This is a genomic window from Methylobacterium sp. SyP6R (genome assembly GCF_019216885.1).
Taxonomy (GTDB): Bacteria; Pseudomonadota; Alphaproteobacteria; order Rhizobiales; family Beijerinckiaceae; genus Methylobacterium.
Genome location: NZ_JAAQRC020000001.1, coordinates 4,833,409 through 4,855,582 on the forward strand (window position 1 = coordinate 4,833,409; position 22,174 = coordinate 4,855,582).

The following is a 22,174-nucleotide window of genomic DNA, read 5'->3' on the forward strand; positions in this document are numbered from 1 at the left end:
GCTCGCCACGCGACCCTATAGGCAACTCACGTCCTATTGAAGCCGGTCCATCGGCATCGTACCGCCAATATGCCCGCCGCCTCCGGGACGCGAAGGACCGTGCGATGCATCCCGAACTCCTCCACCCGGACCGTCCCTCGTCCCCCGCCCGGCCGATGCGCCGACCGGGCCCGGTGGCGATTGCGCCGGCACGGGGATCGGGCGGAATCTCCCTTCTGCCCACGCGCTGGATCCACGAGGGGGGCTTGCGCGCCTTCAGGGCCGATGCCGGCTATGTCGGCCGCTCCATCGCGGCGCTCAAGCTCTACCTCACCCTCGTCGTCAGCCAGGAGGAGCGATCGGCGCCCGGGCTCCCGATCGTCCTGTCCTACGAGCGGATCGCCGCCCTGTCGGGCCTGTCCGACCCGCTGATCTGCTCGGGCAAGAAGGCGCTCCTCGACCAGGGGCTCGTCACCACCTCCGGCGAGCGGCAGGGCCGGACGATCGCCTACCGCCTGTGCGGCCCGCACGCTCCGGCCGACCTCGCCGTGCTCCCGCACGGGCCCCGGGACGGCGGGCGCATCGCCGCGCTCCACGCCCTCACCTGCCGCAAGGCGCCGCATCTCGCGGTTCTGAAGATCGGCCTGCTCCTGAGAGCGGGCGCGGACGAGGCGGGCATCGCGGCCCTCGACCTCGACGCCGCGGCGCAGCTCACCGGCCTCAGCCACGTGAAGGTCTCGGCCGCCCTCGCTGCGGCGCAGGCTCTCGGGCTGGTCGAGCCGGGCGCCGAGCGGGCCGGCCCCGCGGAGCGGCGGGTCGTCCGCCTGCTCCCCTTGACCTGAGCCGACACCGCATCGCACGCTGCCGCTCGCGCTCGGGCCGGTCTCGCCGCCGGACCGGTCACGACTCCGGCATCGGCCATGGCGTTCGAGATCGCGATCGGCCATGCCATGGACGATCAGGAGCGCGCCATGCCGCTGACCATCTCCGTGTTCTCCGACGTGATCTGCCCGTGGTGCTACGTCGGCAAGCGACGGCTCGAACGCGCCCTCGACCGGCTCGGGCAGCGGGAGAGCACCACGATCGAGTGGCTGCCGTTCGAGCTCAACCCCGACATGCCGGCCGACGGCATGGCGCGCGCCCTCTACCGCGCCCGCAAGTTCGGGCCCGAGCGCAGCGCGCAGCTCGCTGCGCAGATGATCGAACTCGGGCGGCAGGAAGACATCCGCTTCGCGTTCGCAGCGACGATGCGCACGCCGAACACGCGGCGCGCCCACATGCTGATCGCGGCAGCAGGGCAGCACGGACGGGCCGATCCGATCGTGGAGGCCCTGTTCCGCGCCTATTTCGAGGAGGGGCGGGACATCGGCGCCCCCGACGTTCTGCGCGACATCGGCGCGACGGCCGGGCTCGATCCCGGCCTCGTCGACGATGCGCTCCGCAGCGAGCCGCTGAGGCAGCTGGTCGAGGCCGTCGAGCGGCAGGCCGCCGCGATGCAGGTCGCGGGCGTGCCGTTCTTCATCGTCGACCGCACATGGGCGGTGTCGGGAGCGCAGCCGACCGAAGAGTGGCTCGCTGCCCTGAGCGCCGCTTGAGCCGCCGCACCGGCACCGTTCTGCGGCCGTGCCGGGCCGGTCGGGCCGCCGCGGGAGGAGCGCTTGGCGACGCTGCTCTCCGGGCCGCGCATCGCCGTGCACGGATTCCGGCGCATCCCGATGCCGGGCGATCCCGACACCCATCCATGCCGGCACGCGCGAGCCGGTCCGGCCGACAGGCTGCCGGACACGGGCCGGGCCCGGATCGGCCGGTCGACGATCTCGCACCGACGAGCGGCCGTGCCTCGACGCATCGGGAGATCGACGCATGAGGACACCGCGCTTCGCGATCGCCGAGCGTGCCGCGCAGGCGGCTCATCTCGCGGCGGTGGCCGCGGAGGCCGTCGGCTTCGCCGGCGCCGCCTATCGCCTGCAGCCGAAACGGTGGCAGCTCAACCTCGCGCCGGCGATCCGCGACGCGGCACCGGCCTATTTCGGCCGCCACGGCATCACCTGGCACCGCCATCGGAACCACGGCCTCTCCTCGCAGATCTGCTGTCTGAACTGGCTCATGCCGCTGGCCGAACGGCCCGCCGCTCTGGCGCGCCTCGTCTCGGCCGCGCTCGGCATCGCGCCGCCGGAGATGCTGACCGTCGAGGACGGCCCGGACGGTCACCCCTGGTTCGTCGGCTTCGAATGGATCGGGACGGACGACTATCTGAACGAGGGCCCCGGGCGAACGCGCGGGGCGAACGCCACCAGCGCCGACGCCGTCCTGCGCTTTCGCCACGCGGGCCAGGTCGAAACCCTGCTGATCGAATGGAAATACACCGAGGCCTATGGCGGCCCGCTGCCGGAGGCCGGCAACCCCACCCGGATCCGCCGCTACCGCGACCTCGCCTTCGCTCCCGCCGGGCCGGTTCGCGCCGATCTCGGCCTCACCGTTGCCGACTTCTTCCACGAGCCGTTCTATCAGCTGCTGCGCCAGCAGATGCTCGCCGCGCGCATGCAGGCGGCGGGAGAGGGGCAGGCCGCCCGCGTGCGCGTGCTGCACATCGCCCCCCGCGGCAACCACGCCCTCCAGGCGGTCACCGCGCCGGCCTTGCGGGCGCATGGGGGGAGTGCCTTCGCGGCGTTCGGGGCGGTGCTGAGCGACCCCGGCGCCTTCGTCAGCCGCACGACGGACGCCGTGTTCGGCCCGCTCCTGCGCAGCCCCGAGGCCGCCCCGCGCGAATGGGCGGCCTATCTGCGCGACCGCTATCGTTTCGCCGAGCCACTTTCTCCTTCGCTCGTCGATGACGTGCTTCAGGTCATGCCGCCGCATTCCGGGTCGGCGCCTCGATGATTCCGACGAGCCGGGTGGTCCGGGTGTCGTCGCAGGCCTGCTCCGGGGCCCGGGGCGCTCCACCCGTGACGGGGGCCACGGAGAGCGGGCCCGGCTCCCTCACGCCCGGAGCGATGAGACGATCGACGACGAGGTCGAGGAGTGCGATCCGCGCCCGCGTCACCGTTCCGCCCCGAGACACCCGGCGAACGCCTCGTCGGCCCCCGCCCCTCCGCCTGGAGCCTTTCGCCCGGAGCCTTTTCGCGCGGGCCGGCGGTCCCTTTCCCTGTTGCGCTCCGGCCTGAGCCGGGCTACAGAGGCCTCGCGGTCAGCACCCGTAGCTCAGCTGGATAGAGCGTTGCCCTCCGAAGGCAAAGGTCACACGTTCGAATCGTGTCGGGTGCGCCACTCTTCTCGATGACATCGCTGGTTGGTGGCTCTGGTTCGAACGGGGCCGCGGAATCGCTGTGGAAGCGGTGAGCGCCACGCTCTGCTCCGGTGTGGTTGGATGAGTCTCCCTGCCTCGCGTCCGAGAACGAACGCCTCGGCCCAGCGGCCGGGTAGACCTTCGAGAGGATGATCCGCCCGATGCCGATCAAGGCGCTCAACGACCGCAAGAAGCTCTCGTCCGACTTCAACGAGGCCAACGACGCCTTCATCGACGCGGTCCTCGCCGCGCTGCAGGCCGGCGAGATCCCGCTCGACCTGGCGCGAGCCTACCTCGCTCATCCGGTCGCCATGATGCACGCGAGTGGCGCGCAAGCGGTGGCGGACTATTTCGAGCGCATCCTGTCGCAGAAGCCGAAGATCGACTGGACGCCGGGGACCTGAGGGTTGGCCGGCCACGCACGAAGGCGACACGCGCCGGACGAGCGGGCACACCCTCTGCCGCAGGTCGAACGCCGAACAGGGAACCGAGCGTGTACAAGGTAACAGCAACCGACCCGACCGGCCGCGCGCTGACATTCGCCTGCGGCACCGATTTGCAGGCGCTCGACAAGGTCCGGGAGCTGATGGGGCGCGGCTTCCGCGACATCTCGGTGGCAGACCCGAAAGGGAAGAAGTCCACCGGCACGGCGTTCGAGCACTCCGTCGGATTAGAATACGACTAAATAGAAACTGGCTCTACGGGTTTGATTTCGCACGCAAATCCAAGGCGCTCGATCTGCCGCACGAGCGCCTTGGCGCGGATGGTCGGGGCCGCCTTGCGGCCGTGATCAGGCCCGGGATCGACGTAAGCCGTGCCGGCCTTGAGCATGTGATAGATCGCGGTCAACATCGAAGCGGCGACCGCGCAGATCGCCTTCTTGGGGCCGCGCCGGCCGCGCAAGCGCTGGAACTGCGCCCTGATGTAGCTCGCCTTCTTGCGCACTCCGGCCCAGGCGGCCTGCACCAAGGCCGTCTTGAGCCAGGGCGCGCCCTTGCGCAGTCGCGTCGAGCGCCGCTTGCCCGCGCTCTCGTCGTTTCTCGGGCACAGCCCGGCCCAGGAGATCAGATGGCCGGCGGTCGGGAAGCGGCTCATGTCGGGGCCGATCTCGGAGAGGATCACCTGCGCGGTGAGGTCACTGATGCCCGGGATCGTCACCAGCAGCTTCACCGCTTCCCGGAAAGGGCCGAGGTCGCGCTCCACCTGCGCGTCGATCTCCGCGATCGCTCGCCCCAACCCGTCGTACTGGCGTAGATGCACACCGAGCAGGAAACGGTGGTGATCCCCGATCCGGCCCGTGAGCGCGGCCCGGATCGCCTCGGGCGCCGCCTTCACCCGCGGGCTGACCAGCGCCTGCAGCCCAGCCGGATCGCGCTCGCCCTTGACCAGCGCGTCGAGCACGGCGCGACCGGACTGGCCCATGATGTCGGTGAGCACCGAGGCGAGCTTGAGGTTGGCCTCCTCGAGGGTCTTCTGGATGCGCTGGACGTGGCTGGCCTGCTCGCGGACCAGTTGCTTGCGGGTGCGCAGCAGGTCGCGCATCGCCTGGGTCTGGGCCTCGGGCACGAAGCTGGCGCGGATCAGGCCGTGGGCGAGCAGGTCGGAGAGCCAGACCGCGTCGGCGACGTCGGTCTTGCGGCCGGGCACGTTCTTGACATGGGCGGCATTGGCCAGGATCAGGGTGCGGCTGTCGGCGTCGAGGACCTGCCAGACCGGGCGCCAGTAGATGCCGGTCGCCTCCATGGCGACATGGGTGCAGGCGTGCTCGTCGAGCCAGGCGGAGAGGTCGAGCAGAGCGGGCGTGGTGGTGGCAAACGTCCGCACCTCACGCTGAACCTCGCTGCTCTCGGCCCGGCGGATGGCTGCGACGACGGTGTCCTTGTGAACATCGAGGGCGGCGCAGCGGGGGTAGAGGACCTTCATCACGATCTCCTTGCCGTCAGGCCGCCGGCGCAGGCTCCCGTGAGATCAAATCTAAATGACGCGCTCCGGGGCTGGCCCGAGGACCGGCCCGTGACGCAAGCGAGGGGACTGAAGAGGAGCCCGGATCCAACTGATACGCGGGGTCTGGCACACCAAAGACGAACCGATCTCTCCGCCGACGGCAAGTCCACTCTGCCATATGTTTCATCCGCAAGGGACCGCGAAGCCGGTGACGAACTGATACGAAATCCGGAAGATCACTTCCGGATTTCGTATCACCAGCCCGCGCGGCGCGTGAGCAAAGCCGATTTCCGCATCGCGAAGCGATCAGTCGGAAATCGTATGAAACCCGCCCAGTCCACGGCCGACGGATGTCGCTGTTCCCGCTCAACCCCCGCACCGCACCGCCACCACCGCCCCGGCGAAGCGCCCGGCGATCGCGCCGGCGGTGAGCGGCGGGGTAGCGGGACCGGACGCCTTGGGAGCGTCCGGGCCGAGGACGGTCCTGAGTGCCGCGAGATCCACGAGCGGGTGGGTGAGCGGCGGCAGCACCCCGGCGACGAGGCGGGGCTGGGCCGGTAGGCGGGCGACGAGGCCGACGAGACGGCCGGAGCGGTCGAGCACCGGGGCGCCGGCGGCGCCGGGCTGGAGCGGGGCGAGGAGGCCGGAGGCCGCGACCTCGCCGGTGGTCACGGTCGCGCCCTCCGCGCCCGCGGCGAGCACGATCGCAGCCTCGCCCGGGGCGGCAGGAGCGGGGGCAAGGGCGGGCGTGAGAGCGGGGGACGATCCGGCCGGGGCGGCGCCGTCGAGGAGCGCGAGGCCGCTCGCCTCGTCGCGCCGCAGCAGCCGGGCCGGCTCTTCGGCGATCCGGGGACCCGGGCAGGAGCCGGGCAGCACCGCGACGATCCGGCGGGGGCCGACGACGAGGCCGGTGGCGGCCGCTTGTCCGGTCGCCGGTGCGGTCGTCGGACCGGTCGTCGGACCGGTCGCCGGTGCGGTCGGTCCTGCCGCCGTTGCGGCCGGGCGCGGCGGCGCCGGCGGCGTGTCGCCCGGGAAGGGCACGAAGCTGTTGGCGATGGCGATCACCAGCCGGTCCATCTCCCGGGCCGAGGCCTTGTCGTAGGAGAGGGTGAAGCCGCGGATTCCCGCGGGGCCGGCGGCGTGGCGGATGTAGAACTTGCCCGCCGGGGTCTCGCCGGTGACGACCGTGAAATCCGGCCGCTTGAGGGAATAGGTCACCTTGCGCTCGGGCGTGACCAGGGTGCTCTGCGCGAACAGGGCATCGAGGTCGGTCTCGCCGGCGGCGGCGGCCTTGGTGTCGAGGGTGATCCGCCCGTCGGGGCTCTGCCAGCGGGTACCGCCGGGCACGCGGGCGCGCTTCGACAGCCACCGCTCCGGCACCCCGATGACGAGGCCGGTGGCGGGATCCGCCGCCACGGTGAACCGGGCCGCCCGGCGCGCCGCCTCGCCGGCGGCCAGCAGGGCGGCGCGGGCGGGCTCGTCCAGGATGCCGGTCGCGGGGGTGCCGGACTTCGTCTGCCAGGCCCCGATCGCCTCGTAGGTGCGCCGGCCGAAGGCGCCGGTGACGACGCTGTTGTAGCTGCCGGCCCAGACCAGGGCGTCCTGCACCGCCCGGCGCTCCGCCTCGGGCCGGGCCTCGAAGGCGGCGCGGGCGGCCTCGAAGGCGGGATCGGGCGTGGCCGGGCCGGCAGGACGGGGCGCGGGCGCCTTCGCGGCAGGGGCAGCGGGGCCGGGGCTTTGCGCCACGGCCGCCGATGCGAGGCCGCCGCAGGCGAGGAGCGGCAGCAGGCCGGCGGCGATCAGGCGGGCGGGTCGCGGCATCGGTCACTCCGAAGACGGGCGCCGGACCTTGGCAGAGGCGAGGCCGGACTTCCAGGCCCGTTCCGCGTCTTGACGGCCGTGACGTCGGTCGAAAAGCTGCCGTGACGAAGTGGAGCCCGGATCGGCCGGGACCGGCGGGAAATCGATCGCTCCGGGTCGACATCGGATTGCACCGCGAACGGGCGCTGCTTAGGCTCCGCCCGCGCGGGGAATCGCTGCGAGGCCGGACATGTCGCTCATCTCAACGGTCGGTCGCGTCGCCATCGGCTCGGCCGGAATCCTGGCCGGAATCCTGACAGGGCTTCCGGGTGCCGAGGCCCAGCCGTCCCCGAACCCGGCCCCCCGCCGCGCCGCCCTGATGCAGCCGGCGCCCCACCCCAAGACCTTCGTGCGGCAGACCCTCGCCAGCGAGGCGGTGCGGCTCGAGGCGCGGGTGAGGGAGGAAGGCGGCGCGGGCGGAAAATCCGCCGCGCAGTGGCGCCGGGAGGCCGACACCCTCAAGGCCAAGGACGAGACCGACGGGGCGCTCGCCGCCTATCGCCGCGCGGCGACCGCGGAGCCGACGGATTGGCGCAACTGGTACGCCCTGGCGGAAACCGCGGGCGACGCCGAGAACGACGACTACGACACCAACCAGAAGCTGAAGGCCGAGGCCCGGGCCGGCGCCTACCTGGCCTATCAGCGGGCGGTTGCCCCGGCGGATGAGGCCCGGGCATTGGCGCTCCTCGGCGCGGTCCTGGCCAAGCAGGAGAGCTGGCGCCCGGCATTGGAGGCCTACGCGGCGAGCCTGGCGCTGGCGGGCGACCCGGAGACCGCCAAGACCTACGAAGGTTTACGCGACGCGCACGGCTTCCGGGTGCTCGACTACAAGGTCGATTCCGACGCCGCCGCCCCGCGGGCCTGCTTCACCCTCTCGGAGACGATCGACCCCAAGGCGGATGTCGCGCCCTTCGTCGCCGTCTCGGGCGCCTCCGACACCGCCGTGACGGCGCAGGGCCAACAGGTCTGCGTCGACGGGTTGCGCCACGGCGAGCGCTACGGCGTGGTCCTGCGCCAGGGCCTGCCCTCGACCGTGGGCGAGTCCCTCCGCAAGGCCGCCGATTACGAGGTCTACGTCCGCGACCGCAGCCCGCAGGTGCGCTTCACCGGGCGCAACTACGTCCTGCCCCGCACCGGCCAGGCCGGGGTGCCGCTGGTCTCGGTGAATGCGCCCAAGCTCGACGTCGAGGTGGTGCGCATCGGCGATCGCGGGCTGCTGCCGGCCCTGCGCTCCGACGAGTTCCTGTCGCAGCTCTCGGGCAGCGGCCTGCGCACCATCGCCCGCGAGCGCGGCGTGCAGGTCTGGAAGGGCACCCTCGACACGGCGCCGGCCGAGACCAACCGCGAGGCCGTGACCGCCTTCCCGGTGCTCCAGGCGGTCGGAAAGGTCGAGCCCGGGCTCTACGTGATGACGGCGCGTCCGAACGGCACCGCCGCGCTGGCCGACGAGGAAGGCGGCTACGAGAGCGAGGCGACGCAGTGGTTCGTGGTCTCCGACCTCGGGCTCACCGCCTTCAAGGGCCGGGACGGGATCCACGTGCTCGCCCGCTCCCTCGCCTCGGCCGCCGTGCTCAAGGGAGCGGAGGTCCGCCTCGTCGCCCGCAGCAACGAGGTGCTGGCGACGAGGAACACCGACGGCCAGGGCCACGCCGCCTTCGATCCGGGTCTCGCCCGCGGCGAGGGCGGGGCGGCTCCGAGCCTCGTCGTGGCCCGCCTCGGCGACGATTACGGCTTCCTCGACCTATCCTTGAGCGCCTTCGACCTCGCCGATCGCGGCGTGAAGGGCCGGCCGGCGCCGGGTGCTGCGGAGGCCTACCTGTTTCCCGAGCGCGGGGTCTACCGCTCCGGCGAGACGGTGCAGTTGACCGCGCTCCTGCGCGACGCCAGGGGCGCGGCGATCCCGACCCTGCCCCTGACCCTGGTGGCCAAGCGCCCGGACGGCGTCGAGTACCGCCGGGCGCAGGTGGCGGATGCGGGCTTGGGCGGCCGGGCCTTCTCCCTGCCGCTGCTGCCGGGCGCGCAAGCCGGCACTTGGCGGGTCGCCGCCTATACCGACCCGAAGGCGCCGCCGGTCGGCGAGGCGACGTTCCTTGTCGAGGATTACGTGCCTGAGCGCATCGAGGTGACGCTGACGCCGGCCGAGGCCGCCTTGAGGCCGGGGGAGCCCGCGACGGTCGCGGTTTCGGCGCGCTACCTCTACGGCGCGCCGGGCGCCGGCCTGAGCGTCGGCGGCTCGGTCGTGGTGCAGCCGGCCGCCCGCAGCGGCATCAAGAACTTCGAGGAGTTCTCGACCGGCCTCGACGACGAGCGCGTCGAGCCGGTGACGGCGGAGCTGGACGCCCCGGTCACCACCGACGGGCAGGGACGTGCCACCGTGCGGGCGCCGGTGCCGGCATCGAGCGGGCCGCGGCCGTTCGAGGCGAAGGTCTCGCTCCAGGTCGGCGAGCCCGGCGGCCGGGCGGTGCAGCGCAGCCTGACCCTGCCGATCCTGCCCGCCGGCCCGGTGATCGGGATCCGAAAGACCTTTGGCGAATTGCGCGAGGGGGCGACCGCGACGTTCGAGGTCGCCGCCGCCCGGCCCGACGGCACGCGGCTCTCGGGTGAGGCGACCTGGACCCTGCTGCGGGTCGACCGGCGCTACCAATGGTACCGGGCCGATGGGCGCTGGTCCTACGAGCCGGTCAAGACCACCGCCAAGGTCGCCAACGGCCGCGTGACCCTCGAACCCGGCGCGCCGGCGAAGGTCGCGATGCCGGTCGATCTCGGCCAGTACCGCCTGGAGGTGCGCGGCCCCGGCCTCGAGGCGGCGAGCCTGTCGTTCAACGTCGGCTGGAGCGGATCCGAGACCGCCGACGCCCCCGACCTCCTCGACCTCACCCTCGATCGCGAAGCCTATGCCTCGGGCACCACCCTGAAGGCGCAACTGCGGCCGCGCTTCGCCGGGACTGCGACGATCGCGGTGGTGAGCGACAAGGTGCATGAAATCCGCACCCTCGACCTGCCGGCCTCCGGCGCCACCGTCGAGATCCCGGTCAAGCCCGATTGGGGCGCGGGCGCCTACCTCGTCGCCACCGCCTACCGGCCCCTCGATCAGGCGGCCAAGCGCCTGCCCGGCCGGGCGATGGGGCTCGCCTGGTTCGGGATCGACCGCGACGCCCGTACCCTCGGCGTCACCGTGGAGGCCCCCGCCAAGATCCGGCCCCGGGGCGATCTGCGCCTGCCGATCCGTCTGGCCGGGCTGAAAGCCGGTGAGGAGGCGCGGGTGACCGTGGCGGCGGTCGATGTCGGCATCCTCAATCTCACCCGCTACGCCAATCCGGATCCGTTCGGGTTCTTCTTCGGCCAGAAGGCGCTCTCGACCGAGATCCGCGACCTCTACGGATATCTGATCGACGGGATGCAGGGCACGCTCGGCGCCATCCGCTCGGGCGGCGATACCGGCGGGGCGGAGCTGGAGGGCTCCCCGCCGGCGCAGGAGCCGCTGGCGCGCTATTCGGGCGTCGTCACGGTCGGACCGGACGGCCGGGCCGAGGTGGCTTTCCCGATTCCCGCCTTCAACGGCACCGCCCGGGTGATGGTGACGGCCTGGAGCGCGGCCCGGGTCGGCGCGGCGTCGGCCGACGTGGTGATCCGCGACGCGGTGGTGGCGAGCGGCACCCTGCCGCGCTTCCTCGCGATCGGCGACCGCTCGCGCCTGCACGTCGCCCTCGACAATGTCGAGGGACAGGCCGGCGACTACGCGGTGGATGTCGATCTCTCCGGGCCGGTGGTGGTGCCGGCCGGCGCGCTGAGCCGTACGTTACGCCTGGAGCCGGGCGGGCGCGGCGCGGTCGAGATCCCGCTCACCGCTGCCGGTCCGGGGTTGGCCCGCATCGACCTGCGGCTGACCGGCCCGGGGCTGACCGAACCCGCCGGCCAGAGTTTTTCGTTACGGATCCAGCCCGGCACCGGGGCGCTCCTGCGCCGCGAGGTGCGCAAGCTGGAACCCGGCGCGAGCCTGACCCTGTCGAGCGACCTCCTCACCGAGGTGATCCCCGGTACCGGCTCGGTGACGCTCGCCGCCTCGCCGCTCAGTGGCATCGACGTGCCGGCCCTGCTCCAGGCCCTCGACCGCTATCCTTACGGCTGCACCGAGCAGGTGGTGAGCCGGGCCCTGCCGCTCCTCTCGGTCAACCGCCTGGCGGCTCTGGCCCAGCTCGGCCTCGACGGCACCGCCGACGAGCGGGTGAAGGGGGCCATCGACCGGGTGCTGTCGCGCCAGGATTCGAGCGGCGCCTTCGGGCTGTGGTCGGCGGGCCAGGCCGAGGACCTGTGGCTCACGGCCTACGCCACCGACTTCCTGACCCGGGCGCGCGAGCGCGGCTTCGCCGTGCCACCGACCGCGATGGCGCTCGCCCTCGACCGGCTCCGCAACAGCGTGGCGAATGCCAACGAGGTCACGGATGGCGGCCTCGACCTCGCCTACGCGGCCTATGTGCTCGCCCGCAACGGCCGGCCGGTGATGGGCGACCTGCGCTACCTCGCCGATACCAAGCTCGCCGCCTTCGCCACGCCGCTCGCCCGCGGCCAGATCGCCGCGGCGCTCGCGCTGCTCGGCGACCGGACCCGCGCCCGCACCGCCTTCGAGGCCGCCGTGGCCGCACTCCGGGCCGAGCGCGACGGCGGCGCCTACCGGGCCGATTACGGCTCGCGCCTGCGCGACGGCGCCGGGCTGATCGCGCTCGCCGCCGAGACCGGGGTGGCGCGGGACGCGATCGGCCCGCTGGGCCATGTGGTGGGCGAGGAGCGGGAATCGGGGCGCCCGACCAGCACCCAGGAACAGGCCTGGATGGTGCTGGCGGCGGCCGAACTCGCCAAGGAGGCGGCCAAGGATGCGCCGTCCCTCGCCGTCGACGGCGCACCGGTCTCCGGCGCCCTCTACCGCACGTTTTCGGGATCGGCCCTGGAGGCGAAGCCGGTGACGGTGGCCAATGGCGGTACCGCCCCGGTGCCACTCGCGCTCGGCATCGCCGGCAACCCTGCTTTGCCGGAACCGGCCGCGGCGAAGGGCTACACGATCGAGCGCAGCTACCACCGCCTCGACGGCAGCCCGGCCGACCTCGCCGCGTTGCGCCAGAACGACCGCCTCGTGGTCGTCCTGAAGGTGACCGAGGCCAAGGCCAGCGCCGGCCGCCTGCTCCTCGTCGACCGCCTGCCGGCCGGCCTCGAGATCGACAACCCGAAGCTCCTCGACACGGACGCGACCGCCGGCCTCGCCTGGGCGAAGTCCGACGTGAAGCCCACCCATACCGAGTTCCGCGACGACCGCTTCGTGGCGGCCTATGACCGCGACCCGAGCCAGTCGGCCTTCTTCAGCGTCGCCTACACGGTGCGGGCGGTGACGCCGGGCCGCTACGTCCACCCGGCGGCGACGATCGAGGACATGTACCGGCCCGAGCGTTACGGACGCACGGCGTTCGGAACGCTGGAGGTGGGGGCGGCGCGGTGACCGGCCGGCGCCGGGGGCGACAGGAGGCTCTGCGTCAGAAACTCACCAGGCGCCGGGGCGTCTCCGGCCGCTCCCGCGCGGGTGCCGCCTCCCCCGCCATCATCCCGGCGATCTGCTCCACCGGCTGCGGCTTGCCGAACAGGTAGCCCTGCATCTCCCCGCAGCCTTCGGCGATCAGGAAACGCATCTGGCCCTCGGTCTCGACGCCCTCGGCCACCACCCGGATGCCGAGGCTGCGGCCCAGGCCCAGGACGGCGCGCACGATCACGGCGGCCGCCGGGCGCCGTTCCAGCTGGCTGACGAACGAGCGGTCGATCTTGATCGCGTCGAAGGGGAAGGCCTGCAGGGTCGCCAGCGACGAGTAGCCGGTGCCGAAATCGTCCATGGCGATCCGGATGCCGAACGATTTCAGGCGGCGCAGGATCGTCATGGCGCGGGCCATGTCGTTGATGATGACGGTCTCGGTGACCTCGATCTCGAGCCGGTCCGGCGACAGGCCGGTCTCGCTCAGGATCGCCAGGACGCGCTCGGGCAGGTCGACCTGCTGGAACTGCCGCGGCGACAGGTTGACCGCGACCGTGAGCGGGCGCGCCCAGCCCGCCGCCTCGCGGCAGGCGGCGCGCAACACCCACTCGCCGAGGGCGACGACGAGGCCGGTCTCCTCGGCGAGGGGGATGAAGGCGCCCGGGGGGACCAGCCCGCGCGACGGGTGCCGCCAGCGCACCAGCGCCTCGAACCCGACGATCCGTCCCTCCGGGGAATCGTCCTCCGGAAGCGCCCCCCCGCCCGGCCGCACCTGCGGCTGGTAATGCAGCACCAGTTCGTCCTGCGCGATGGCGCGGCGCAGGTCGGCCTCGAGCTGGCGCCGCTCCGCCAGCGCCAGATCCATTGCGGGGTCGAAGGCGCGGGCCGCGTTCCGCCCCTCGGCCTTCGCCTTGTAGAGGGCGAGGTCGGCGCGCCGGAGGATCGCCTCCTCGTCGGTCCCGTCCGTCGGCGCGGCGGCGATGCCGATGCTGGCGCCGATCTCGATCGCGTGGTCGCCGATCCGGATCGGCCGGCCGATCTCCCGGATCAGGGCTTGCGCCCGCGCCATCGCGTCGCCCGACCCGTCGACCGAGGCGAGGAGGATGGCGAACTCGTCGCCGCCGAGCCGCGCCGCCGTGTCCTGCGCCGCCAGGCCGGCCTGCAGGCGCCGCGCGACCTCGCGCAGTAGCGCGTCGCCCGCGAGATGCCCGAGGGCGTCGTTGACCTCCTTGAAGCGGTCGAGATCGACGCACAGGATCGCGCAAGGCCCCTCGCCGCGCCCGATTCCCGAGAGCCGCTGCCGCAGCCGCTCGCGAAACAGGGTGCGGTTGGGCAGGTCGGTGAGGGCGTCGTGGGCCGCCAGGTGGGCGATACGGCTCTCGGCCTCCTTGCGCACGCCGATATCGACGTCGGTGCCAACGATCCGGGTCGCCTGTCCACCGGCATCGCGCCCGACCACCTTCGCGCGGGTGAGAACCCACCTCCAGCCGCCGTCCTTGCGCCGCATCCGGTGCTCGCACTCGAAGACCGGCGTTTCTCCCGCTATGTGCGCCCTGAGGTGGGTGAGGGTCCCGGGCCGGTCGTCGGGATGGATCAGCGCCTGCCAGGTGCTGGAATGCGGCGGCATCTCGCCCGGCTCGTAGCCGAGCATGTGCCACCAGCGATCGGCGGTCCAGACCGCGCCGGTGGCGAGGTCGCAATCCCACAGGCCGTCGCTGCCCGCATCGAGCGCCAGCGCCAGACGCTCCTCGCTCTCCTGCAACGCCTCGCGGGCGCGGACCATGTCGTCGATGTCGAGCGCCGTGCCGATCCACTCGACGACGGCGCCCTCCTGCATGACCGGGGCGATGACGATCTTGTGCCAGCGATACGCGCCGGAGGGATCCTGCCAGCGGAGCTCCTCCTCGAAGGTCCGCTTCTCCGCCCGGGCCCGCTCCCAAGCGGCGGCGATTCCATCGCGGTCGTCCGGGTGCTGGGCTTCGATGCGATTCGCGTAGTCGGCGGCCCTCTCGCCGAAGAACGTCTGAAATTTCTGGTTGCAGTAGAGGGTCGGACCGTCGCCGCGGCAGACCCAGATCATCTGCGGCAGCGCGTCGGTGAGCGCCCGCATGCGCTCTTCGTTCGCAATCAGGGCCGCCCTCTGCTCGCTCAGCACGCGGTTCATCCGGCGCAGGCGGTCGGCGACCAGCGCCAGGGCCGAGCAGGCGAGCACCACGAGGGTGACCCCGGCGATGCCGGCGGCGATCGCGGCCCGCGGCAGGCTGGCGGCGTCGCTCGCGGCGCGCGGATCGGGCACGATCTCGGCGGCGGCCATGGCGAGGAAATGCACCGTGGCGAGTCCCCCCGACAGCAGGGTCGCCGCGGGGACCAGGCCGTCCCGGTGCCGGAGCATCAGCAGGGAGGCGCAGGTCAGGGCGGACCCGAGCACCAGGGCCGCCGCGGCCAGGCCCGGATGCCAGACGAAGGTCCCGGGGATGTGCACGCCTTGCATGCCCGCGGCGTGCATCGCGACGATGCCGAGGGTCAGGAGGAGTCCCGCGGCGATGCAGCCGAGAGTACCGTCGGCGCTCCGCAGCAGGGTCAGCGCCGCGAGCGCACCGGCCACCGCGACGAGGAGCGAGGCGAGGGTCACCGCCGGATCGTAGCCGACCCCGATGCCCGGATCGTAGCCGAGCATGGCGATGAAATGCGTGCTCCAGATGCCGGCGCCGGCCGAGAAGGCGGCACCGAGCAGCCAGCCGAGCGAGCGCCCCCCCCGATCGACGCGCGCCTGCGCGAGCAGCTGCAGCGCCGTGTGGCTGGAAAGCCAGGCGACCACGACCGCCAAGGGAATGGCCCAGGCCGTGTGCTCGGCAGTCAGGCAGACGAACGCACGATACATGGCATCCCGTCACGGCAATCACGCTGATATCCAGAGTGCGACGAAGTTGTTTATCAATTATTACTGGTGTCGAATCCTCTCACACAGGAGTAAAATTATCGACAAATAACGGGTTATATTCTAGATAACATCAGATATTCGACACAAAATAGCGCTCTCCTCATCCGGTTCCGAAGATCGCTCCGACTTCTGCGCGCGCCAACAACGCGGTCGTTTCACCGAATGGCCTATGCAGATCGATCTATGGACCTGGCCTGGACGTTCGGAAAAGAGCCTGCGGCGCCGGAGGCCGGCCCCGGTCAGGAACGCGGCTTGCCCTCGCCGAGGACGACCACCCTGCCGGAGCCGTCGTCGCCCGTCTCCCGCCCAGCATCGGGCTTCGGGGATCGCGCGCCCCTGCCGAATGTCTGCGCCCAGGTCAGCACGACGATCTCGGCCCCCGCACCGCCCTCGTCACCGCTCGTCCGTGACGCGCGCCGGCGCCCGGCACCGATCCACCGTCCTCCGATCCGGCCTCCCCCGCTCCCTCGCCCCACCGCCCGACTCCCCTCCGACGACAACCGGACGACATGTCGGGTGCGGACGGTGCCGGGGCGACCGGCCTCCGTCCCAATTCCTTGCGCGAGCGTCCCATTCCGCCGTGCCATGCGAGGTCCGACTGATGGCTCGGCGATTGCCGCGCAATCGCTTCCTCCGTGCGGATTTCAGGCCCGCTCAAGCGTGTGAAGCCTGCGGCGTCACCGCGCGGGCTCGCGAGACCGGTACCCGGAAGGAATCTTGCGAAACACAGGATCAGGCGTCGAGCATCAGGACCCAGTCGTAGAACTCGTCCCAGTCGCCGGCGGGCGGCTCCGACGGCCCGGGCCGGTCGGCCGGCGCGCCCTCGGCCCGCGCCCCGGCCCTCACCTCGGCGGGGCTCACGCCGAATTCGAGGCGAAAGGCGGTGGTGAAGCTCGCCGGGCTGCCGTAGCCGTAGCGGTAGGCGATCTCGGAGATCCGGGCGGCCCGCCCTCCCGCCTCGCCGAGATCCCGGTAGGCGCGGGCGAGCCGGCGGCGGCGGATATACTCGACCACGCCGCCGAGCGGCGCGAACAGGCGGTAGAGCCCGCTGCGGGAGACGCCGAAGCGGTGGCAGATCTGATCGACGCCCAGTTCGGCGGACCCGATCTCGGCGTCGATGTGGCTGCGGATGGCGAGGAAGACCGGCGCGCGCTCCGAGGACTGCCCGGGTCGGCCGGCCCCGATGACCGCGCCCGCGGCGGACAACAGCACGGCCGTGGCCTGCGCGGCGGCGCGCGCCTCCGCGGGGCTCAAGTGCGGGATGGTCTCCCCGAGCGAGCGCAGGTGGTCGCCGACGAGCCGCCCGAACGGCTCGGCGCCGCGCAGGACCGTCCCGTGCGCCTCGTCGAGCCGGGCCCCGCCCTCCGGGAACAGGCCGCGCGGGATGATGACGGTGATGGCGCGGTAATCGGTCGAGTCCAGGGAGAGGGGCTGCGCGAGGTCGAGGAGCGCGATGTCCCCGGGGTTCATCGGCGTCTCGCGCCCGGCGGCGCGGAGCAGGGCCCGCCCCTCGGTCCGGATCTGCGCCGCGACGTGATCGACGCCCATGCGGGCGACGAGGCCGCGCGACCGCTCGTTGCGCAGGCCGGAGGCCGCGGTCAGGCCGATGATCGCGTTGCCGAGGTGATAGACGTCCGACCGGCCGCGGAAATCCGGGGTGTCCTCCCGGCGGATCTCGACGTCCCAGAACGGCGCCACGGCCTCGCGCCAGGCCGGGATCGTCCGCGGCCCGAAGGTCGACCCGGCCAGGCACAGGTTGGGGCCACGCACGGTCATGTCAGGCTCGAATCCGGTGCGGCCCGCCGCCCCTCACCGCCAGGCTCGCATGCCGTTCGCGCCGACGCAAATCCATCGATCGCGCCGCTCGAGCGCTTCACGATCGCGCGGCAATCGCGAAGCGCTCTGTGTCTTCGATCTACCGAGTTTTCTTCGACGAATCGGTCTCCACTTCGTCGGGAAAACGCTCTACCGCCGCCTTACGCTGGCGGCCGCCCCGTCCGCCTTCTCGCCCATCCAGACCACGTGCCGCCCGCCGCTCCCGGCCGAGCGGACCTTGTGCTCCTCGACCAGGAAGCCGCCGCGCTGCAGGCGGGACTTGAACTTGCGGTCGGGCCTCTCCGACCACACGCCGAGCAGCCCGCCCGGCCGCAAGGCCCGGTGTGCGGCGCCTAAGCCGGCGACGTCGTAGAGCCGGTCGTTCGTGCGCTGCACCAGCCCCTCGGGGCCGTTATCGACGTCGAGCAGGATGGCATCGAAGCCGCCCGGGCTCGCCGCGATGAGGTCGTGGACGTCGGTCTCGTGCAGCGCCACCCGGGGGTCGTCGAGGCTGCCGGCGAAGATGTGGGCGAGCGGCCCCCGGGCCCAGGCGGCGACGGCCGGGATCAGCTCGGCGACCACGACCTGCGCCTCGGGGCCCAGCTCGGACAGGGCCGCCCGGAGGGTGAAGCCCATGCCGAGCCCGCCGATCAGCACCCGGGGCGCCTTGTTCTCCCGCAGGCGCCCGCAGGCGAGGCTGGCGAGCGCGCGCTCCGAGCCGCTGCGGCGGCTGTTCATCAGCTCGATGGAATCGACCACGATCGCGAACTCGTCGCCCCGGCGCATCAGGCGCAAGGACGCGGTCTCGCCGGGGATGGCGCTGGTATCGAGGTGAACCCAGGGGATCAAGGATCGGACTCCATCGGGACCGCGCCGCTGCCGGGGAAGCGGCATCGTTGTTCGCGATCGGAACGGGATTGTCGGGACGCAACGCGTGCGGGGCGGCTTCGGCCGGGCATCGGCCGCATCGCCCTGCCGACGGGATACCGGAACGGCCCCGGCTATCGCACGGGCCGGGCCGCCGCGTCGAGGGCGTCAGGAACAGGGGGATTCGGCCGGCAGGAGGTTTGTCCTCCGCGGGGGTTCCGTGCCATAGTTCCGCGGATGAGCGACAACGAATTCTATCCCTTCACCATCGAGGTGGCCCCGCTGAGCAGCCCGAAAGGAAAATTCGGCTGGGCGATCCGCAAGCACGGCAAGCTGCTGGAGCGGTCGGACCGGCCGCACGACAGCGAGGAGCGGGCCTATGCCAGCGCTACCGCCGCCGTGGAACGCGCCTTCAGGCCGGCCGACCCGCGCCGTCGCTAGGGCCAACAGCTCGGTCGGGCGCGAGGCGACGGCCCGCCCGGCGGTGCCCTGGCGCCGATCGGCCTTGCGCAGATCAAGAAGAATGCAGCTTGCAGGCGACGATGAAACCGTTCATCGTCGAACGAACGATCATCGGCTGACTGTCCGGAATCCGGAAGCTCGGGCTTTCGGAACCGGCTTCTCCCTTCCGATGTGATCGCGAAATCTGTCCAGCGGCACCGATCGCGGGCAGAGATGCCTCCGGCGGGTCCGCCTTCCGCACGAGAGGATCGGCCATGGCCAAGATGTTCATCACCGGCTCGGCCCGCAGCCCGTCGAACGAAGAGTTCAAGGCGCGCATCGCGCGGCTGGCGGAGATGCCGGCCCACCATGCCGCACCCTCGGCGGCGCGCAGGAACAAGCCCGCCAAGCCCGCCTACCAGCCGCAGCCGGAGGAGCCGGACGAGCAGGCACCGTCGGCCGAGCCGTCCTCGGAGGAGCCCGCCGAGGAGACGGACTGAGCACGCCGCACGGCTTTCCGCCCCTCGCCGGCCCCCTGATATGTTAGACCTTGCGGGCGGGATCTGACCAACCGGTTGCGATGCGCGCCGGCCCCCGCGGCAGGAGAGCCTCATGAGCTTCGTGACCACCGGCGACGGCGTGGAGATCTTCTACAAGGATTGGGGGCCGCGGGAGGCGCAGGCCATCGTGTTCCATCACGGCTGGCCGCTCTCCTCCGACGACTGGGACGCCCAGATGCTGTTCTTCCTGCAGCACGGCTACCGGGTCGTCGCGCATGACCGGCGCGGCCACGGCCGCTCGTCCCAGGCGCCCGGCGGGCACGACATGGACCATTACGCGGCGGATGCGGCGGCGGTCGTGCACCGGCTCGGCCTGACGAAGGCGATCCATATCGGGCATTCGACCGGCGGCGGCGAGGTCGCCCGCTACGTCGCGCGCCACGGCGAGCCGCAGGGGCGGGTCGCCAAGGCGGTCCTCGTCAGCGCCGTGCCGCCCCTGATGCTCCGGACCGAGGCCAATCCCGGCGGCCTGCCGATCGAGGTCTTCGACGGGTTCCGCGCCGCGCTCGCCGGCAACCGGGCGCAATTCTTCCTCGATGTCGCGGCCGGGCCGTTCTACGGCTTCAACCGTCCGGGAGCGCAAGGCCAGGAGGGCGTGATCCGCAACTGGTGGCGCCAGGGCATGATGGGCTCCGCCCTCGCCCATTACGACGGCATCAAGGCCTTCTCCGAGACCGACCAGACCGAGGACTTGCGGGCGATCTCGGTGCCGACCCTCGTGCTGCACGGCGAGGACGACCAGATCGTCCCGATCGACGCCAGCGGCCGGAAGTCCGTCACGCTTCTGCGCAACGGCACGCTCAAGACCTATCCGGGCCTGCCGCACGGCATGCTGACGACCCATGCCGAAACCTTGAACGCCGATCTCCTCGCCTTCGTGAAGGCCTGATCCCGCGCCAAGCGGACTTGCATGGCAGGCCAACGCCTCGCCGGGCTCCACCCGGTCACGGGCAGGGAGGCGAAGCCGGCCCGGCGCCGGAGGGCGCGGACCGGCCCGCCTCGCGCACCACGTCGAGGAAGGCCCGGAGCGGCGCCGGCACCTGCCGGCGGCCCGGATAATAGAGGTGGAAGCCCGGGAAGGCCGGGCACCACGGCGAGAGCAGCCGCATCAGGGAGCCCGACGCGAGGTCGTCGGCGACGTATCCCTCGAAGACGAAGCCGATCCCGAGCCCGTCGAGAGCGGCGAGCCGGACCAGGTCCTGGTCGCCGAGGATCAGCGGGCCGTCGACCGCCACGGTTTCCGCGACGCGATCGCACTCCAGTTCCCACGGAAACAGGCTGCCGCCGGGAAAGCGCTGGCGCAGGCAGGCATGGCCGGCCAGATCCGCCGGCACCTCCGGAACGCCCCGGCGCGCCAGGTAGGCGGGCGCGGCGACAACGGCGAAACGCTGCGGCCCGCAGACCGGCACCGCCACCATGTCGAGGGCGAGTCGCTCGCCGAAGCGGATCCCGGCATCGAAGCCCTCGCCGACGATGTCGGTAAGGGCGTCGTCGCTCACCACCTCGACGCGGATCTCCGGATGGAGGGTCAGGAAGCGGGAGAGCAGCGGCATCAGGACCAGCCGGCAGGCGCTGCGCGGCGCGTTGAGCCGCAAGGTCCCGGTGGGCCGCGAGGCGGACGCGCGCGCCGCCGCCACAGCCTGCGCGATGTCGTCGAGGGCGGGGCCGAGCCGCACCAGTAGGGCGGCGCCGGCCTCGGTCGGGGCGACGCTGCGGGTGGTGCGGTTGAGGAGCCGCAGGCCCATCCGCTCCTCCAGCCCGCGCACGGCATGGCTGAGCGCCGAGGGCGACAGGCCGAGCTCGGCCGCGGCGCGCCGGAAGCTGCGGTGCCGGGCCACGGCCGCGAAGGCCGCGAGGTCGGAGAGGTCGTCGCGGACCATTGGTGAGTTTGGCTCATCGGTTCATGCCGGGCGGTGCAGCTTATCGGAGGAGGGCCGGAGCGCCAGATCGGTGCGGTCCGTTCAGGAGTGCTCACGATGCAACGACGTTCCCTCGGCCGCTCCGGCCTCACCGTCTCCGCCCCCGGCCTCGGCTGCATGGGATTCTCGGAGTTCTACGGCCCGACCGACGAGGCGGCGGCCCCCGCCGCCCTCAAGGCCGCGCTCTCGCTCGGCTACGATTTCCTCGACACGGCCGACATGTACGGCGTCGGCCGCAACGAGGAGCTGATCGGCCGCGTGCTGAAGGGCCGCCGCGACCGGGTCGTGCTGGCGACGAAATTCGGCATCGTGCGCGAGGGAGGCGCGCGGCGGATCGACAACAGCCCGGCCTATCTCACCACCGCCTGCGAGGCCTCCCTGCGCCGCCTCGGCGTCGAGACCATCGACCTCTATTACTGCCACCGCCGCGACCCTTCGGTGCCGGTGGACGAGATGGTCGGCGCCATGGCGCGCCTCGTCGAGGCCGGCAAGGTGCGGGCGCTCGGCCTGTCGGAGGTCTCTCCCGAGACCCTGCGGGCCGCCCATGCGGTCCACCCGATCGCCGCGGTGCAGACCGAGTATTCCCTGTGGAGCCGGGAGCCCGAACAGGGCCTGCTCGACGCCTGCCGCGACCTCGGAATCGCCCTCGTCGCCTATTCGCCCCTCGGCCGCGGCTTCCTCACCGGAGCGATCGACGTCGAGACCCTGGCACCCGACGACTTTCGCCGCGGCAACCCGCGCTTCCAGGGCGAGGCGCTGGCGCAGAACCGCCGCCTCGCGGAGGCCCTGGGCGACTTCGCGCGCGAGCGGGGCGTCACCGCCGGCCAGGTGGCGCTCGCCTGGCTGATGACCCGCGATCCGAACGTCGTCCCGATCCCCGGCACCCGCCGGCCCGAGCGCCTGGCCGAGAACGCGGCCGCCGCCGACCTCGCCCTCACGCCCGCCGACCTCGCCGCCCTCGACGCGCTGTTCGCCCCCGGCGCGGCGGCGGGCGCCCGCTACGCTCAGGCTGGGATGGCGGGCATCGAGAGCGCGGCCGGGTAGGACGCC

18 protein-coding genes and 1 tRNA gene are annotated in these 22,174 nt (G+C 72.4%); 11 read left to right on the forward strand and 8 right to left on the reverse strand.

The genetic code is table 11. The features are described from left to right. Nucleotides 1-245: 245 nt before the first annotated feature. From HBB12_RS22210 to HBB12_RS22220, 3 genes are all read left to right on the forward strand, one after another. Nucleotides 246-821 (forward strand): hypothetical protein, encoded by a 576-nt coding sequence (locus tag HBB12_RS22210; RefSeq protein ID WP_236991344.1) that lies wholly within the window; start codon nucleotides 246-248, stop codon nucleotides 819-821. 78 nt (nucleotides 822-899) lie between these two features. Beyond that, on the forward strand, nucleotides 900-1,574 hold the full coding sequence (locus HBB12_RS22215; RefSeq protein ID WP_236991345.1) for a DsbA family oxidoreductase: 675 nt from the start codon (nucleotides 900-902) through the stop codon (nucleotides 1,572-1,574). 268 nt (nucleotides 1,575-1,842) lie between these two features. After that, nucleotides 1,843-2,859 (forward strand): PGN_0703 family putative restriction endonuclease, encoded by a 1,017-nt coding sequence (locus HBB12_RS22220; protein WP_236991346.1) that lies wholly within the window; start codon nucleotides 1,843-1,845, stop codon nucleotides 2,857-2,859. Here the strand turns inward: HBB12_RS22220 and HBB12_RS22225 are convergent. Then, nucleotides 2,825-3,040, reverse strand: a complete 216-nt coding sequence (locus tag HBB12_RS22225) for a hypothetical protein (protein ID WP_236991347.1) — start codon at nucleotides 3,038-3,040, stop codon at nucleotides 2,825-2,827. The genes HBB12_RS22220 and HBB12_RS22225 overlap by 35 nt on opposite strands. Nucleotides 3,041-3,169: 129 nt before the next feature. On the opposite strand from HBB12_RS22225, the gene HBB12_RS22230 reads away from it, so the two are divergent. The 3 genes from HBB12_RS22230 (at nucleotide 3,170) to HBB12_RS22240 (ending at nucleotide 3,950) form a co-directional block, all read left to right on the forward strand. Next, nucleotides 3,170-3,246: transfer RNA gene (locus tag HBB12_RS22230), tRNA-Arg, on the forward strand. Nucleotides 3,247-3,426: 180 nt separating this feature from the next. Continuing rightward, nucleotides 3,427-3,669 (forward strand): hypothetical protein, encoded by a 243-nt coding sequence (locus tag HBB12_RS22235; protein ID WP_236991348.1) that lies wholly within the window; start codon nucleotides 3,427-3,429, stop codon nucleotides 3,667-3,669. A gap of 89 nt (nucleotides 3,670-3,758) precedes the next feature. Beyond that, nucleotides 3,759-3,950, forward strand: coding sequence for a hypothetical protein (locus HBB12_RS22240; protein ID WP_236991349.1), 192 nt, complete (start codon nucleotides 3,759-3,761; stop codon nucleotides 3,948-3,950). On the opposite strand, the gene HBB12_RS22245 is transcribed toward HBB12_RS22240, so the two are convergent. After that, on the reverse strand, nucleotides 3,947-5,188 hold the full coding sequence (locus HBB12_RS22245; RefSeq protein WP_236991350.1) for an IS110 family RNA-guided transposase: 1,242 nt from the start codon (nucleotides 5,186-5,188) through the stop codon (nucleotides 3,947-3,949). The two genes, HBB12_RS22240 and HBB12_RS22245, sit on opposite strands and share 4 nt — an antisense overlap. Before the next feature lie 387 nt (nucleotides 5,189-5,575). Then, nucleotides 5,576-7,030, reverse strand: coding sequence for a peptidoglycan-binding protein (locus HBB12_RS22250; RefSeq protein ID WP_236991351.1), 1,455 nt, complete (start codon nucleotides 7,028-7,030; stop codon nucleotides 5,576-5,578). A gap of 229 nt (nucleotides 7,031-7,259) precedes the next feature. On the opposite strand from HBB12_RS22250, the gene HBB12_RS22255 reads away from it, so the two are divergent. Next, nucleotides 7,260-12,557 (forward strand): alpha-2-macroglobulin family protein, encoded by a 5,298-nt coding sequence (locus tag HBB12_RS22255; protein ID WP_236991352.1) that lies wholly within the window; start codon nucleotides 7,260-7,262, stop codon nucleotides 12,555-12,557. Between the two features lie 34 nt (nucleotides 12,558-12,591). Here the strand turns inward: HBB12_RS22255 and HBB12_RS22260 are convergent, their stop codons facing one another. The 3 genes from HBB12_RS22260 to HBB12_RS22270 form a co-directional block, all read right to left on the reverse strand. Continuing rightward, on the reverse strand, nucleotides 12,592-15,462 hold the full coding sequence (locus HBB12_RS22260) for a bifunctional diguanylate cyclase/phosphodiesterase (RefSeq protein WP_236991353.1): 2,871 nt from the start codon (nucleotides 15,460-15,462) through the stop codon (nucleotides 12,592-12,594). 792 nt (nucleotides 15,463-16,254) lie between these two features. Then, nucleotides 16,255-17,298 carry an AraC-like ligand-binding domain-containing protein gene (locus tag HBB12_RS22265; RefSeq protein WP_236991354.1) on the reverse strand — a complete coding sequence of 348 codons (1,044 nt, stop codon included), beginning with the start codon at nucleotides 17,296-17,298 and terminating at the stop codon, nucleotides 16,255-16,257. Nucleotides 17,299-17,487: 189 nt separating this feature from the next. Continuing rightward, on the reverse strand, nucleotides 17,488-18,231 hold the full coding sequence (locus tag HBB12_RS22270; protein WP_442919304.1) for a spermidine synthase: 744 nt from the start codon (nucleotides 18,229-18,231) through the stop codon (nucleotides 17,488-17,490). A gap of 210 nt (nucleotides 18,232-18,441) precedes the next feature. Here HBB12_RS22270 and HBB12_RS22275 point away from each other — a divergent pair, with 210 nt between their 5' ends. Then, nucleotides 18,442-18,645 (forward strand): hypothetical protein, encoded by a 204-nt coding sequence (locus tag HBB12_RS22275; protein WP_099955438.1) that lies wholly within the window; start codon nucleotides 18,442-18,444, stop codon nucleotides 18,643-18,645. Between the two features lie 73 nt (nucleotides 18,646-18,718). Here the strand turns inward: HBB12_RS22275 and HBB12_RS22280 are convergent, their stop codons facing one another. Then, nucleotides 18,719-18,937, reverse strand: coding sequence for a hypothetical protein (locus tag HBB12_RS22280; protein WP_236991356.1), 219 nt, complete (start codon nucleotides 18,935-18,937; stop codon nucleotides 18,719-18,721). Between HBB12_RS22280 and HBB12_RS22285 the strand changes: the two genes are divergently transcribed. Next, nucleotides 18,921-19,145, forward strand: coding sequence for a hypothetical protein (locus HBB12_RS22285; RefSeq protein ID WP_236991357.1), 225 nt, complete (start codon nucleotides 18,921-18,923; stop codon nucleotides 19,143-19,145). The two genes, HBB12_RS22280 and HBB12_RS22285, sit on opposite strands and share 17 nt — an antisense overlap. A 112-nt stretch (nucleotides 19,146-19,257) precedes the next feature. Next, entirely contained in the window at nucleotides 19,258-20,094 is an 837-nt protein-coding gene (locus HBB12_RS22290) for an alpha/beta fold hydrolase (protein ID WP_236991358.1), read from the forward strand. A gap of 55 nt (nucleotides 20,095-20,149) precedes the next feature. On the opposite strand, the gene HBB12_RS22295 is transcribed toward HBB12_RS22290, so the two are convergent. Next, on the reverse strand, nucleotides 20,150-21,085 hold the full coding sequence (locus tag HBB12_RS22295) for a LysR family transcriptional regulator (protein WP_236991359.1): 936 nt from the start codon (nucleotides 21,083-21,085) through the stop codon (nucleotides 20,150-20,152). Nucleotides 21,086-21,181: 96 nt separating this feature from the next. Here HBB12_RS22295 and HBB12_RS22300 point away from each other — a divergent pair, with 96 nt between their 5' ends. Continuing rightward, nucleotides 21,182-22,168 carry an aldo/keto reductase gene (locus HBB12_RS22300; RefSeq protein ID WP_236991360.1) on the forward strand — a complete coding sequence of 329 codons (987 nt, stop codon included), beginning with the start codon at nucleotides 21,182-21,184 and terminating at the stop codon, nucleotides 22,166-22,168. The last annotated feature ends 6 nt before the right edge of the window (nucleotides 22,169-22,174 follow it).